Here is a 15,495-nt window from a genome sequence, read left to right on the forward strand (position 1 = left end):
CTTCTTGGTAGAACTACGGATTTCCCGATCCTAGCGCCGATGCGGCAGGCCTGAACACCCTCTATTGCAATTGCAGGATGTCCGGCACACAGCGTTTGCGTTGGGCGGGCATGGTGTCGGCGCCGTCTGATCGCTTGAGACGTTTGGGCCCGTCCTTGACCTTGATCTTGGGCTTGGCCAGCGCACCGGTCAGGCTAACCGGCCACGGGCTGCGCGACAAGGGTTCGCCGATCTTGCGGGGCTGCAGGTGCAGGTTGATGGATTTCGCCGGAATATCGACATCCCCATAGGCGACGATCTGGACCTGATCCGTTTCCACCACCGTGGTTTTGGTTGTTATCTTGCCATTGGTCAGCACAATCGGCGCCCGCAAACAGACAATCGGCGCCACCTTTTTTTTGTGGGGCGAGAACAGCCAAGGCAAAACGCCCAGGCCCGCAAGATCCAGAAGTTGGGTCTCGATCGTCCCGTCCTGCATCGTCACGGTGCCCTGTCCGGACAAGGCCCCGAGGAACGCCTGCACCGAGGCAGTCGGGCCGACCACGTCGAAATCCGCATAAAGCGTCCCGCTGGCCCCTTTCTTGAAGTTCAGTTCTTCCAGCAGGTGGCCGAGCTTCCAGCCGCCAGCTTTTCCCTTCACCTCAAGCGGGTGTTTGGTGTCTTTGAGATCCATCGAGCCGCTCACATCGAAATGACCCCCGCCATATTCAAATTTCAGCGGCCCGGCTGTTAGCAGACGGTCCTTGAGCGTGACTTCGCTTTGTAGCGTGCTAATGCCCTTGGCCCCCTCGATATGGCGCAGGTCCAACGCAATTTCGAGATCTGAGACCGCCAGAAGAACCGCGCGCCCCAGCGGCGTGAGCGTGACATCGCGCAAGGCCTGCGGCGCGTCGTCCATGGGGGGCGTGTCGTCAATATTGCGCAGCTGGATCGCGGCGGAGAAGACATTGCGCAGTTGTTGCATACGGATCATGTCGCTTTCGACCTTGCCGATCACCACGGGGTCAGACACCGCGTCGTCCAGATCGACCGCCACATCCAGCACCGACTCGCCCAGGGCGATGTGCATGTCCGCGTTCCAGTCAGGGCCTTCGCTCGTCAGGGCGATGTTGACCACCGCCTCGCCGGTGTCGATGGGTTTGAGCGACATGGCCGCCAGCAGATCGGCCCCTGAAGGCACATCGGCCTTCACTTCAAGGGCCACATCTTCGAACCGCAGCACGTTATGCACCGCTCCCGTTACTGTTAGATCCCACAAATCGGTGCCGTGCGTTTTGGCCGCGAGGCTGGTGAGGCTCAGCTTGTCGATATTGCCTTCAAGATGAAAGTCACCCCCAAAGGTGCCCAGCGACTCGCCGCCGCGAAAGCCTTCGGGTTTCAGAAGGGAGTCTGCGCGCACGCTGATGGTGCCATCGGCGGAAATGCCCTCGAGGTTCAGCGCGTCGGCCACGGCCCCGTCCAGAATGACGAACGGCGCGGCAGGTGGGCCGAGGCGCAGGTTCACATTCCCCAGCCGCAGCTTGCCCTCGGGCGTGCGCAACACCTGCGAGACCGAGATCGGCGGCGGGCCTTCGCCCGACGTGTCCATGACGAAGCCGTTGGTTTCAATCACCATCCTGCGCTGGGCGACCTTGCCCGGCTCGCTTTTGATTTCCATGTCGACCGAGATCAGCTTGAGATCACGGCGCACCTTGGTGACCGGCGGTTCGGCGTCTTCGGGGTAAAGGCGGATGCCCGTGAACAGGGACACGTCTTCGGGGTTTCCCAGCTCGCCAACCTGTCCCGTGACCACCACGCTTTGTCCGCCGTCCAGCGCCACCTGCACGTCCAGATCGTCGATCCGCGTCGTGTCGGGGCTGTGTTTCAGAACCGCAGAAACCTTGCCGGTGCCTTCCAGCGCGCGTTCCAGTTTCAAAATGTCGAGCAGCTGTCCGATCGAGACCACATCTGCAGCCATGGCGACCTCGACCCCTGCGGCATAGCCGTCTGGCGCGGGCGTTCCGTCGAATGAGAGTGTCACGCCATCAAAGGTGAGCGCCGTCGTGAAAGGCGCATCGTTTGGGAAGCGCCCCGAAAGCGTCAGGGATTCTCCGTTCAGTAGGCCCGCACCGGTCAGGGTTGGCGGGACCGTGCCATCGCCCCGGTCCAGCGCGATCTGTTCCAGCTTCATCTCAAGATCCAGCCCGTTGATCGCGCTTTGATAGACAAGGGTCGTGTCCTCAAGTCGCAAGATCCGGTCGGTGAACACATTTGCAATCGACTGTTTAGGGGCCAGTTTCTGCCCTTTGTCCGGTGCAGGGGCCTTGGGCGTCGGGTTTTGCCAAGAGGCGCTGCCATCGTCTTCCTGCACCAGAACAAGTGTCGTGCCTGAAATGGCCAGATTGCCGATCTGTGGCTGTTTGTTCCAAAGGCTGTTCAGGGGCAGGTCAAAGCTGATCCGGTCGACCTCGGCCAGGGTCACATCCGCCACCGTCGCACTGGGCAGGGTCAGCCCCTTGGCCGACAGTTTCAGGATGCGTCCCGGCACGACCTGCACATCCCCCGCCACGACGACATCCCGCCCCAATTGGTCAGACAGAACATCCGCCACAAGGGTGCGGCGCAGGTCAGAGAACAGCGCGGAACTCAGCAGCATCCAGCCCGCGATCAGGAGGACGCCCGCCAGCGCGACAAGTCCGAGTAGGGTTTTTGTAATCCACGACACCTAATGCACCTCTGATCTGACTCGCTCAGATCCAGAACACCCGATCCTGCGCCCCTTTGTCGACTCTTACTTGCCCGCGGCAATGCGTTTGCGAGGCAGGAGCGGCGATCAGGGCAGAACGGCGGCGCCAAATTCGTGCGAGAGCAATTCCTGAACCAGCGGGTTAGGAAAGCGGCGGCGCAGCGTCACGGCATAAAAGGTCTCGCGGATGCGGGGATGCTCGCGCGCCTCGACCAGTCGGCCCGAGGTCAGTTCGTCCTTCACGACGATGGGTGCCACCAGCGCCAGCCCGATATCCTCGCGCGCCATCAGCCGCATCATCGCCATGTCATCGACTTCAGCAGCGATCTGGGGACGCACCGACAGGCGGCTGGCCATAGCGTCAAAGGCGGTGCGCACGCTGTTGTCTGTGGTGGGCAGGATAAAGGGCTGCTCGGTCAACAGGTCGCGCACGGGGCGTTCGGGGTCCAGCCGGTCGGGCGTGCCAACGATGCTCACTGCCTGCTCCGCGACCTGATGAGTTTCGTACGGAGTCAGGCTGTCATCCGGGGGCGGGCGGTTCATCAGCACCAGATCCAGATTGAGCGCCTCAAGCCCTTCCAGCAACTCTGTCGGACTGCCCGAGCGCAGGATCACCTCGACATCAAGGCGCGACAGGATCGGCCTCAGAAAACCGATCTGAAAGTTGCGTGACAGGGTGGACAGCGCGCCCACGCGCAGCGCCTTGCGGGTCTGGACGGTCTCGGTCAGCGTTGCGACAAGTTCCTGTCCTGTCGAAAAAATCGCATCCGCATGGTCCAGCGCGATCCGGCCCGCTTCGGTCAGGTACAACTGCCGTCCGCGCCGTTCGAACAGGTCATGTCCAAGCCGTTCCTCAAGCTGTTTGATCTGCACCGACAGCGCGGATTGTGACAGATTCAGGCGCTGCGCCGTACGGGTGAGGTTCCCGTCATGTGCGACGGCCCAGAAATACCGGAGGTGATGATAGTTGAGCGGCATACGTTCTATTTAATGAAACGATATCAGAAGAACAATGTATTTTTAATGACATAAATACTGTCTTAACTAGCGAGTCCAAGGTTCAACCCGCCAAGAACAAGGGACATTTCTTATGGTCTATCTCTTCCTTCCATTGCTCAGCCCGCTGATCCTGTTGCTGGCTGCGGCCTATGCTGCCCGCCACCCCGGATTGCGCCCCGGTCCCGTGCCGCGCGTCACCGAAATCGCGGCGATTGCGGCCTTTGCTGTCGCGGCACTGTCTGCGGGCCTTCTGATCCTGAACGGGTCGGGCACCTCGGCTTTGATCGGGGCCTTCGGGATCGGCCTGTCGGTCCGGCTGGATGCGGTCAGCGCGATCATGCTGATGTTGGTCAGCTTCATCGGCTGGATCGTGCTGCGCTATTCCGCGACGTATATGGACGGAGAGGCCAAACAGGGCCGCTTCATGGCGTGGATGTCTGTCACGTTGGCCTCGGTCATGCTGTTGGTGACCTCTGGCAACCTTGTGCAACTGCTCGTCGCCTGGACAGTGACCAGCCTGTCGTTGCACCAATTGCTGTTGTTCTACCCCGAACGCGCCACCGCGCAGCGCGCCGCCCGCAAGAAAGCGGTTGTTGCGCGGCTGAGCGAACTGGCGCTGGCTGGCGCGGTTATCCTGCTCGTGTCGGCCACGGGTACCACCGATATCAAGACCATTCTCTCGGGCGTTGAACCCGGCTGGATGTCAGTCTCTGCCGCAATTCTGATCGCGCTGGCGGCGGTTCTGGCCTCGGCCCAGTTCCCAGTTCATGGCTGGCTGACCGAGGTCATGGAGGCCCCGACGCCGGTTTCGGCTCTGCTGCACGCGGGTGTCATCAATGCCGGGGGCTTCCTGCTGATCCGCTTTGCCGACGTGATGCTGGCGGCGCCCGGTGTCATGGCACTGTTGGTGATGCTGGGCGGGTTCACGGCCCTGTTCGGCGGGCTCGTGATGCTGACCCAACCGGCGGTCAAGACGTCGCTGGCGTGGTCGACCATCGCGCAGATGGCGTTCATGATCATGCAATGTGGTCTGGCGCTGTTCCCTCTGGCGTTGCTACACATCGTGGCCCACTCGCTCTACAAGGCACATGCCTTCCTCAGCTCGGGCGAGGCGATCAAGAACATCGCCGCCATCCGCCGGCCCGGCCCCGTCGCCGTGCCCAGCGCGGCCAAGGTGGTCCAGTCCTTCGTCATCGCTATCGCGATTTATGCTACGGTTGGCTTCTTACTTGGGTTTGACGGCAAATCGGTGCAGGCCATCGCGCTTGGCGTGATCCTGATCTTCGGTGTGGCCTATCTGCTGGCGCAGGGCTTTGCTGACACCGCCCCGCGTGAACTGACCCGGCGTACGGTGATCTACGCGCTGCTCACCTCGGTCAGCTATTTCGCGCTACAACTCGCGGCCCAGTCCCTGACCGCAGGCACCCTGCCGGCGACCCCCGCACCGGGTCCGCTTGAATGGGCGCTCATCGTGCTGGCCCTGCTCAGCTTTGGCGTGATCGCGGTGGCACAGGCGACCTTCCCGCTCTGGGCGTCGCACCCCGCCGCCGCCGGGATCCGCGTGCACCTGTCCAACGGACTTTATGCCAATGCCATCTTCGACAAGCTTCTGGACGGTTGGTCCAAGAGGTCGGTTGCGTGAAAGGAACTCACCCATGTTTGCAAAACTCGAAGCTTACCCCGCCGCTCTGCTTGAACTGATCACACAGGCCAATACTGCTGCCAAAGCTATCCCGCCATTGTTCCCGCTTTCGTCGAATGTCGCCGTGAACCCGTTTCTCGGGCAGGCCGAAGAACCCCTTGCGGTGACCGCCGCGCGGCTTGCGCGGGTGGCGGGGACGCGGATCACCCCGTCGCGCACCCACTGGGCCGAAAAACTTGCCTCGGGCGAGATCACCGAGGTGGATCTTGACGATGCACTGGCGGCGGTGCCCGGACATTTCAGCATTCCCACCTTGGCAGACGTCAAGGCGGCTCTCACCCACGAGGCCGAACAGCCCGAGGCCCTGCCAACGGTCGCCGAACTGGCGGCGGACGTGTCGGGCATCGACTGGCCCGGTCTGATCGAGGACCGTATCGGCGCTTGGGCCGCGAGCCATTTCGATCAGGGTCAGGCCCTGTGGCAGCAATCCCGCACCGGCGGCACCTTCAGTGCGTGGCGCGACTTTGCCACCCGTGATCTGACGCCGGAAATCCATGGACTGAAGGGGTTTGGTGCCTTCGTGTCGGACACCAACCGGTCCCACTGGCGTGCAATTGGCCGGGCCTGCGAAAACCTTGGCGTCAGCACCGACGCCGCGGGCACCGCGTTCCACCGCTGGTTGAGCACGCTGGGCGGCTGGGGTCAATACGGGCGCTACATCCTGTGGCAGGCCGAGTTGGAAGGCGGGCAGGACGACACCGTGACCGAACTTCTGGCAATCCGCATGGTCTTTGACGAGGCGTTGTTTGATCTTTACCGCGACCAGATTTCCGATCGCTGGGCCGATGTGATCGCCGCGCACGAAGCGCCGGTTACGCCGAACCGCGATCTGGTGATCGACGCGGTGTTGCAGGACGCGGCGGATCGTGCCGAACAGCGCCGCATGGCTGACAGCTTTGTTGGCGGCAAGATCGCCGCCAAGGCCGACCGCCCCGAATTGCAGGCCGCTTTCTGTATCGACGTGCGCTCAGAAGTGTTCCGCCGCGCGCTTGAAGCGCAGGATGCGGGCATCGAAACCATCGGCTTTGCAGGCTTCTTTGGTCTGGCCAGCGCCCATCGGGCGGCTGGCTCGGACGTGCAGGAATTGCGCGGTCCCGTGCTGTTGAACCCCGGTGTGTGTTCGCACGCGGCCGAACCGGAAAAGGACGACCTCAACCGCCGCTATGCCGCGCGGGCGAAACGGGCCTGGGGCCGGTTCAAGTTGGCCGCAGTGTCGTCTTTTGCCTTTGTCGAGGCGACGGGGCCTCTCTATGCGGGCAAGCTGCTGCGCGATGGATTGGGTGTCGGGGGCAAATCCAAGGCCGAGCCCGCACCGCAATTCGGGCCAGAGGTTGATCTCGAGACCCGTGTTGGTATGGCCAAGGGTATCCTGACGGCGATGTCCCTGACCGACAATTTCGCACCGGTCGTGCTGTTGGCCGGACACGGGGCGCATGTCACCAACAACCCGCATGAAAGCGCGCTTCAATGCGGGGCGTGCGGGGGCTTTGCCGGTGACGTGAATGCGCGTCTTCTGGCCGGTCTGCTGAATGCGCCCGACCTGCGTCGCGCGCTTAGCGCCGAGGGCATCTATATCCCCGCTGATACGGTGTTCCTGCCCGCGATGCACTCCACCACCACTGATGCCGTCACCCTTTATGAGCAGGATCTACCCGCCGGCAACTGGGCGGCGCGGGTTGCCAAGGTCAAAGAGTGGCTCGAGGCCGCGGGAAATCTGGCGAGAACTGAACGCAAGGCACGTTTGCCGCGGGCCAATGCGGCCTCGGACATCCAGGCGCGGGCGCAGGACTGGGCCGAGACACGTCCCGAATGGGGTCTGGCGGGCTGTCGGGCCTTTGTGGCGGCCCCCCGTCAGCGGACGCACGGCTCTGATCTGGCAGGGCAGGCATTCCTGCACAATTACAACTGGCGCAAGGATGACGGTTTCGGCGTGCTTGAACTGATCCTGACCGCGCCGGTCGTCGTGGCAAGCTGGATCAGCCTGCAATATTACGGCTCGACCGTGGCGCCAAACCTGTTCGGCGGCGGCAACAAGCTGTTGCACAACGTTGTGGGCGGCATTGGCGTGCTGGAAGGCAACAACGGTGCGCCGCGCCCCGGTCTGCCGTGGCAGTCGGTGCATGACGGCGAAAAGTTCCAGCACGAACCGCTGCGCCTGTCGGTCGTGGTCGAGGCCCCGCGCGAAGCCATGAGCGCCATCCTTGAACGTCACCCCGGCGTGCGCGCCCTGTTCGACAACAGGTGGCTGCACCTGATTGCCATGGATGACGAGGGCAAGATGGCGTGGCGCTATGATGGGGACCTGACCTGGACCCCGTTCGACGGCGCGGCAGATGAGAACACCGCTATCGCGGCTGAATAAATGCGCGGCCCCGCTTGCGGGCGGGGCCAACGCTCCTTGGGATAGACACGGGCGGGTTTTTCCACGCCGCGGTACAGGCAGGTGTAAAAGGTGAAGGGGCTGACCGTGGGGTCAGTCCTTTTTCACATCGGAGGCAAAGCGCGCAGCGTTTTCGGCGAGGAAGGCGGCGGCGTCGGCTTGATCGTCCCAGAATTGCGGGCGGGCGACGGGGATGGTCAGCGCCTTTTGCACGGCGGGGCGGGTATCGATCCGGTCAAACCATGCCTTGAGGTGCGGCAGGTCCGAGACATCGACATTGGCCCAAGGGAAGGCGCGCGCCCAGGGGTAGATCATCATGTCAGCGATGGAATACTCTCCGACGATATAGTCGCGCCCGTCGAGGCGGGTGTTCAGCACTTCCATCAGGCGGCGGCTTTCGTCGACATAGCGTTTGATGGCAAAGGGATTGTCCTCGCCATTGGGGGCGGCGATGCGCTGGAAATACATGGCCTGTCCCATCATGGGGCCGACGTGGCCGACCTGAAAGAACATCCATTGCAGGGTTTCCGAGCGGATCACCGGATCGTCAGACAGGAAAGCCCCGTATTTTTCGGCCAGATGCCAGAGGATCGCGCCGGATTCGAAGATCGCGCGACCCTCGGCACGGTCATAGATCGAGGGGATCTTGCCGTTGGGATTGATGTTCTGGACATAGTCCGGCGCTTTTTGCTCGGACTTGGCAAAATCGATGGCGGTCAGATCATAGGGGACGCCGGCTTCTTCGAGAAAGATGACCGGCTTGTAGCCGTTCATCGTGGCGGCGGTGTAAAGGTGGATATCAGGCTGCGACATGGGCTTGGTCTCCGAAATACTGGGTCAGATGCGCGTCAAAACGGGCGAAATCAGCCTCGATCTGCGGGTTTTTCATCACGTCAAAGGCGGCGAATGTGGGCAGGGCGGTCATGTCGAAGAACCGAGCGTTCAAGTGGACGGGACGCAAAAGGTCATCGACATTGTCCCCCGCGAAGAACGGCTCGGACGGGTCGTCGAACGCTTGTTTCGGGGCGTTGAAGGTGACCGACAGCATGTACTTCGTGCCGGTGAGCGTACCACCCATGCCGTAGTTGGCAGTGGGAGCCTCGGCGGTGCGGCCATCGCCGGCGCAAAGGCGGCCGTCCATTCCGGCGGTGTACACATCGTCCATGTATTTCTTTAACGACCACGGCACGCCCATCCAGTTGACAGGGAATTGCATGACCACAACATCGGCCCAAACGTGGTTTTCCACCTCGGCATTGGCGTCATAGCCCTCGGCCACGGTGGTCACACGCACGTCATGCCCCTGTGTTTCGAAAAAGCGGCGCGCCCGGCCGACAAATGCGGCGTTCAATGCGCCGGGGGCGAATTCATAGGGCTGTGCCCCGTTGAGAATCAGGATGTTGCTCATCATTGGTTCCTTTGGTTTCGAACGAGACCGGCTTGACTCGCGGCCTGTTTAAGGTGCATTTGAAATCTCTGGGAACCAAAATCAACCAGTATACTTTTTGTAACCTAATGTATTTGCAACGGAGGCCTCCCATGCACGCAAGGGTCGAGGAAGACGCCAAGGGGCGGCGACAGGTTCATGATGCCTGTCTGGAGCCCTGTGCCATCGAAAAGGGCATGCGGATCATTGGCGGTAAATGGACGGGGTCGATCCTGTGGCACCTCAAGGACGGGCCGGTCAGGTTCAACGATCTGGCGCGCATGGTGGGCGGGGCCAGCAAGAAGATGATCACGGAACGGTTGCGCCAGCTCGAAACCCAAGGGTTGGTGCGGCGCGAGGTGATGGATACGGCGCCAGTGTCGGTGCAATACGAGATCACCGCGTTTGGCCGCACGGCGCTGGGGTTTCTGGACGAACTGCGCAAGTGGAGCGAAAGCCTTCCGCAAGAGATTCACAACGATGGTTGAGGTTCTGTCACGCCTGAAGCCCGACCCGATCCCCGCAATCCATCCGGTGCCGGAACATGCCGCGCTGGGGGAACTGGCGGCGGTCTATGAGCGGACAAAACGGGGGCTGGGCGTGCCGTGGATGGGCGTCGTGGCGATGGCCTTTGCGCAGTATCCCACCTTCTACGAGACACTTTGGAGCGGGTTGGAACCTATTGTCGGGACCAAAGCCTTTGCGGCGGCTTGTGAGGAACTGCGTGCCGTGGCCGAGCGGGAAGCGAACGCGCTGGGGCCGCTGTCGGTGTTGGAGGCCTTGCGGGGGCAGGGCTATGGCGCAGAGGAGATTGCCGAGATCCGCGCCTGTAACGAGGTCTTTTCCGCTGGCAACATGGCTTATGTGCTGATGGCGACGTTGGCGCGGCTGTTGTTGGAGGGACATGACTGGGACGGGCAGGGGGGCATTGACCCCGTCCTCCCCGCGCAAGGCGATAGGACCAAGCCAACCTTGATGGAAGCGCATCATGCCTCGCCCGATCTGGCGGCGTTGTTTGCGGATTTGCGAGACACGCTGGGTCTGCCCTTTGTAAACACGGATTACCGCGCCTTCGCCCGCTGGCCGAGTTACTTCTTATTGGGCTGGCAGGGGTTGAAACCTGCCATTCAGTCACGCGCCTATGAACCGGCGGTGACGCGCGTTCATGATGCGGCGGTGGCGCTGGCCCGTGATCTGCCCAACCCGACCGGGTTGTCGCCGGATCTGTTGACCGCGGCCGCAAGGCGAGACGCATCCCCGAACGAGGTGCTGTCCGTGGTGCGCCTGTTCCAATGGCTTTTGCCGGGGCTGGCGGTGAATGTCGGGTTTTTGCGGCAACAGCTTGTCGGGGCGGGCGTCCTGACCTCCTGATACATCTTGTGAGAGGTCTGTCTCTCCAAGTGCAAACGGCGCTTGGCCCATTCAGCGCTCAACCCGGGGAGATCAGCGCGACAATAAACTCTTTGGGCGATCCAGAATTTGGGTCAAGACTTTGCCTTTAGCCCAAGAAACTGGTTTCGGTGAGTCGAGTGTTCCCGTGTTTTCAAGGAGTTGGAAAAGCGATGTGCCATCAAGCACTTTCGCATCACAGGTCACGTGTGCGACCATTTTTTGATCTTTTCTACAGGGGACTTGGGGCAAGCTGTTCGTTTGGCCCAACTCATGCGGCGCTCGGGACGGAGGACAGGCCTGAACCTTACTACCGCGACTCCTGAAGTGTGTTTCCGTTCCAACGTGAAACGCACTTCACCCGAGACCATAAAAGACAATAAATGAAAAAGGAAAATCCTGAGAAAAGCCCCAAATTTGGCGTTTCACGTTGCACAGGCGTTCGAGAACGAAGGATTTGGCTACAGGAGCTGATGCTTCTCACGGCAGAAGACTTGGAAAATAGTTTATGCCCAAATGGGTGCGAATGAAGTTTTCTTCTCAGCGGCTGACGGGAAACTCTTTTTAAAGTTCTCGGGCTTGAACGGACAGGTTTAAAAAAGGACGCTGAGGCGCGTTTTCGACCCACAGCTTCCCGTCACTTTAAACGATTTCCGCGGCGTTGCGGTTCGTAAGACAGGGCTTTCGACGCGTGCGCGAAAATAGCTGCCGCGCGCATTCGAACGTCAAGGCCCGTTTTGGTTTTCGCATTGGAATGAACAAGAACCCAAGTTCGAATCGAATCGAGTTTTTCTACGGTAGCGTTTCATTGATCACACCTTTGTCGAAAGTGAGGTGGCGGCGTCACCGTTCGGCTAGGTGATGTTCCTGTTAGTTTATTCACAGTATCGCGGCTGCGTACATCCAAGCGCCTATCTTCAAGGCATTGATGCAAAGCTGTCTGTCGAAGTTGGGTTTTCGCATCTCTACCCCTCGTGTCTGTGGATCGGTTGCTTTAGCATCGTGGCATGAAGCGGTTTCCCGACATTCTGGTTTTTAGCGATCTCGACGGCACCCTTTTGGATCATCACACCTATTCTTGGACCCCGGCAGAGGAGGCTCTCGCCCGTATCAGGAAAGACCGGGTCGGTCTGATCCTGGCCTCCTCCAAGACCCAAGCCGAAGTCGCCTCGATTCGCGCCGATCTCGGTTTTGCCGACTGGCCGGCAATCGTGGAAAACGGCGGCGGCCTTCTGGAATCCGATCTGGCGGGCGGTCCCGTGCAACGCACTCTCTACGCTGATATCAGGGCTCGTTTGCGCGGTTTGCCGAAAGGTTTTGTCGGCTTTGGCGACATGACCGAACATGAGGTCGCCAAGGTTACCGGGCTTTCCCTTGCAGCGGCCAGACGTGCGAAACAGCGCGCCTTCTCAGAGCCGGGCCTCTGGACGGGCCAGCCCGAGGGCTTATCGGCCTTCGAACGCTCGGCCAAGCTGGCCGGGCTTTCTTTACGCCACGGCGGGAGGTTCCTGACAGTGTCATTAGGTGCGACTAAGGCCGATCAAATGGAAGTGCTGATCAAGCGTTTCCGGCCACGGCTTGTCTTGGCCCTGGGCGATGCCCCCAACGACATTGAGATGCTGGAAAAGGCCGATCATGGCGTTATCGTCGCCAATGATGTCACTCCCGACCTGCCGCCGCTGCCCGGCGAGGCGAGCGGGCACATCACCCGCACCTGCCTTGCAGGGCCCGCTGGTTGGGCCAGGGCTGTCACGGCGTTTCTGGACCAATACGCCCCCACCGAATACGGAAAGACAAATGGCTGATTTTCACCAGAACGGAAACATCACGACTCTGCATAACCTGCGAGTGCGGTCCCTGGATGACCTGACATATGAACTACAGGCCTTTGCCGAAAAGCGCAGGATCAGCCTGATCCTGCCTTCGCTTTATTCCGAACTGGAAGGCGATGCGCTGGTTCATATCGTCGATGAGCTTTGCCAGGTGCCTTATCTGCACCGCATCATCATCGGTCTCGACCAGGCCGACGAAGCCGAATTCCGCCATGCCCAGCAGTATTTCGCCCGCCTCCCGCAAGAGCACATCGTCATTTGGAACGACAGTCCTAGGATGAAGGCCCTTGGCGCCCGGTTGGATGCGATCGGCCTTGCTCCGCAAGAACCCGGCAAGGGCAAGAACGTCTGGAGCTGTATCGGATATCTCATTGCCTGCGCCGACAGTGCGGTGATGGCGCTTCATGATTGTGATATCGTGACTTACGACCGAGAAATGCTGGCGCGGCTGGTCTATCCGCTGGCAAACCCAACCTTTCCCTACCAGATGGCAAAGGGGTTTTACCCCCGGATAGACAACAGCAAGCTGAACGGCCGCGTCACCCGGCTTCTGGTCAGCCCCCTTCTGATCGCACTGAAACGGGTGGTGGGTGACCGCGACTATCTCGATTACCTGCGTAGCTTTCGCTATCCTTTATCAGGCGAGTTTGCCCTGCGCACGCCGATCCTACCGGACCTGCGGATTCCATCAGATTGGGGGCTGGAGATCGGCGTCCTGTCCGAGGCCTGGCGCAACCTTGCCCCGCAATCTGTCTGCCAGGTGGAGCTGTCCGACGCCTACGACCACAAGCACCAGGCGCTATCGCCCGAAGATGCCTCGAAGGGCCTCAGTCGAATGTCCACCGACATCTGCAAGGCGGTCTTCCGCAAGCTGGCGGCCGATGGCACGGTTTTCACCCCTAATCTGTTCCGCACGCTGAAGGCCACCTATTACCGCATCGCGCTTGATCTTCTCGAAAGCTATTACAATGATGCCAAGATGAACGGCCTGACCATCGACCGTCACACCGAGGAGAAATCGGTCGAATTGTTTGCCGAGAACATCATGCTGGCCGGGCAGGTATTTCTGGAAAATCCCAACGAGAGCCCGTTCATTCCTACCTGGAACCGGGTTCACGCGGCAGATCCTGATTTTCTGTTCGATCTGCGTCGCGCCGCGGCTGATGACGCCAAGGAATTTTGTTGACGCGCTCTGTCCCGCCTTACTGACCCCGGTTTGAAATCCAGCGACACTGATAGGGTGCAAACGGAATCTCGGGTCCAACGGGGTGGATGTCTTCTCCGCTCAGAAGGTCGGTCCAGTGATCGCCTTCTATCAGGTTGATCGTCGAGGGGCTCACGAGAACCGTATCGCGACTGACATTGTGTATGGCGAATATTGACTGATGCCGGTCCAGGCTCTGCCGCCAGACGCCGAACAGCCGTGGTTCCATTGCCAGCGTGAATTGCGTGGCGTTGGGATGAAAGGCGGGCTGCCGTGCCCTGAGGCGCAACCGCTCGGACAGCCCATGCATGACGCGTGTTTGATCCGAAGCCGGATCTGCGAGCCGGTCTAGAAGATCGGGATAGTGCCAGCGATGTCGGTTGATAGCCCGGTTCATGCCGCGTCGCGCAACAGCTTCATGATCGTTCGGGGTGGCAAGAAAGGAATGAATGTAGAAGGCTGGAATGCCTTCCAGCGACATCACGATGGTTTGCGAACACAGGAAACGCTGCAGGTGGAAACTATCCTCACCCTCGAAGGTCTGCCCCATGGCATCGAAAAGCGAACAGTTCAGTTCGTAAGGTTCCTCCCGGCCATCGGGCAACGCCCGCATCGACACCAGCCCGCCCGCAGCCTGCACCGTCTCTATCATCCGCGCCTTTTCCTCTGGCGGCAGAACCCCTTCGGCAGGGCGCAGCCCTATCCCATCATGGCTGGCAGTAAAATTGAGATACGCACAACCCATCTGTGCCGGCGGCATGGCCGACTGCCAACGGTGCAGAAAAGTCGCCCGCCCCGATTGCATCGCATGCAAGATCAGCGGCGGCAGCGGGAAGTTATAGATCGCATGCGCCTCGTTACGATTGCCGAAATAGCTCAGGTTCTCGCTGCGCGGTACGTTCGTTTCTGTCAGCAGGACGACGGTTTCTGTGGCGTAATCGCAAAGCAACCGCAGCAATTGCACGATGGCATGGGTCTGTGGCAGGTGAATGCAGTTTGTCCCGGGTTCCTTCCACAAAAAGGCCACAGCATCCAGCCGCAGGATGCGCACGCCGCTGTCAATGTGCAGCCGGATAATCCGCAGGATTTCCAGCAGCACCTCGGGGTTCGAGAAATCGAGGTCCACTTGATCGTGGCTGAATGTGCACCAGACATGGCGCGGACCGTCGCGGGTCTCGACTTCTTGCAAAAGCGGCGTGGTGCGCGGCCGCACGACCTGCGAAAGGTCGTCTTCAGGGCTGGCCTCGAAGAAGAACCGATCGTAAGGCGCCTTGCCCTGTCGGTAATCATTGAACCACTGGCCTTGAGACGAGACATGGTTCAGCACCAGGTCGGACATCAGGTGAAACCTTTGGGCGATGCGGTTGATATCCTGCCAGTCGCCTAACTGCGGATTGACGGCCCGGTAATCCATAACCGCAAAGCCATCGTCCGAGCTGAACGGGAAGAACGGCAGGATATGCACGCCATTGACCACCCCTGCAATGTTACGCGTCAGGAAGTCGTCCAGAACGTCCAAGGGCTTGTGCTTGCCGTCGCGGATCGTGTCGCCATAGGTGATAAGAACCGCGTCATGTTCCGACCACAGCCGGTTGCTCGGCACGCGCGACCGCTTGCGGCGGTGGCTGCCCTCGGGCCAGAAGGCATCAATCACCTGCGACGCCAGAATATCGACTTCGAGATCGGGATAAACTTGGCGGATCAATTCGGTCAGGCGTGTATTGAAAAGATTGGACATGAGGTTGGATTCGAGAAGGCCAAAGCGGTTCTTTATGCTTGAGAAGCAGTATACGAGAAGGGCTTTAGACCTTCCATCAAAGTCTGCAATCGGAGAACAT

General features: G+C 60.5%; 11 protein-coding genes. 6 read left to right on the forward strand and 5 right to left on the reverse strand.

The features are described from left to right. Positions 1 to 61: 61 nt before the first annotated feature. Both WNE31_RS16515 and WNE31_RS16520 read right to left on the reverse strand, forming a co-directional pair. Positions 62 to 2,704, reverse strand: a complete 2,643-nt coding sequence (locus tag WNE31_RS16515; protein WP_349981057.1) for an AsmA family protein — start codon at positions 2,702 to 2,704, stop codon at positions 62 to 64. A 108-nt stretch (positions 2,705 to 2,812) separates the two neighbouring features. Further along, positions 2,813 to 3,703 (reverse strand): LysR family transcriptional regulator, encoded by an 891-nt coding sequence (locus WNE31_RS16520; protein ID WP_349981058.1) that lies wholly within the window; start codon positions 3,701 to 3,703, stop codon positions 2,813 to 2,815. A 112-nt stretch (positions 3,704 to 3,815) separates the two neighbouring features. On the opposite strand from WNE31_RS16520, the gene WNE31_RS16525 reads away from it, so the two are divergent. Continuing rightward, positions 3,816 to 5,366, forward strand: a complete 1,551-nt coding sequence (locus WNE31_RS16525; RefSeq protein WP_349981059.1) for a proton-conducting transporter transmembrane domain-containing protein — start codon at positions 3,816 to 3,818, stop codon at positions 5,364 to 5,366. Positions 5,367 to 5,379: 13 nt separating this feature from the next. Further along, entirely contained in the window at positions 5,380 to 7,788 is a 2,409-nt protein-coding gene (locus WNE31_RS16530; protein ID WP_349981060.1) for a YbcC family protein, read from the forward strand. Between the two features lie 111 nt (positions 7,789 to 7,899). Here the strand turns inward: WNE31_RS16530 and WNE31_RS16535 are convergent, their stop codons facing one another. Further along, positions 7,900 to 8,619, reverse strand: a complete 720-nt coding sequence (locus WNE31_RS16535) for a glutathione S-transferase family protein (RefSeq protein WP_349981061.1) — start codon at positions 8,617 to 8,619, stop codon at positions 7,900 to 7,902. Then, positions 8,606 to 9,214 (reverse strand): NAD(P)H-dependent oxidoreductase, encoded by a 609-nt coding sequence (locus WNE31_RS16540; protein WP_349981062.1) that lies wholly within the window; start codon positions 9,212 to 9,214, stop codon positions 8,606 to 8,608. The genes WNE31_RS16535 and WNE31_RS16540 overlap by 14 nt, the downstream gene beginning before the upstream one ends. A gap of 131 nt (positions 9,215 to 9,345) precedes the next feature. On the opposite strand from WNE31_RS16540, the gene WNE31_RS16545 reads away from it, so the two are divergent. The 4 genes from WNE31_RS16545 (at position 9,346) to WNE31_RS16560 (ending at position 13,639) form a co-directional block, all read left to right on the forward strand. Beyond that, on the forward strand, positions 9,346 to 9,720 hold the full coding sequence (locus tag WNE31_RS16545; protein WP_349981063.1) for a winged helix-turn-helix transcriptional regulator: 375 nt from the start codon (positions 9,346 to 9,348) through the stop codon (positions 9,718 to 9,720). After that, the gene (locus WNE31_RS16550; protein ID WP_349981064.1) at positions 9,713 to 10,603 is read left to right on the forward strand and encodes a hypothetical protein; all 891 of its coding nucleotides are present in this window, start codon (positions 9,713 to 9,715) and stop codon (positions 10,601 to 10,603) included. The genes WNE31_RS16545 and WNE31_RS16550 overlap by 8 nt, the downstream gene beginning before the upstream one ends. Positions 10,604 to 11,628: 1,025 nt before the next feature. Next, entirely contained in the window at positions 11,629 to 12,426 is a 798-nt protein-coding gene (locus tag WNE31_RS16555) for an HAD-IIB family hydrolase (RefSeq protein ID WP_349981065.1), read from the forward strand. Further along, entirely contained in the window at positions 12,419 to 13,639 is a 1,221-nt protein-coding gene (locus tag WNE31_RS16560; RefSeq protein WP_349981066.1) for a glycosyltransferase family protein, read from the forward strand. The genes WNE31_RS16555 and WNE31_RS16560 overlap by 8 nt, the downstream gene beginning before the upstream one ends. 16 nt (positions 13,640 to 13,655) lie before the next feature. Here the strand turns inward: WNE31_RS16560 and WNE31_RS16565 are convergent, their stop codons facing one another. Further along, a complete protein-coding gene (locus WNE31_RS16565) occupies positions 13,656 to 15,395 on the reverse strand; it encodes a sugar phosphorylase (protein ID WP_349981067.1) in 1,740 nt (579 codons plus the stop codon). Positions 15,396 to 15,495 lie beyond the last annotated feature (100 nt).

Origin of the sequence: Shimia fortis, from assembly GCF_040225985.1 — a bacterium.
In the GTDB taxonomy this organism is placed as follows: domain Bacteria; phylum Pseudomonadota; class Alphaproteobacteria; order Rhodobacterales; family Rhodobacteraceae; genus Shimia.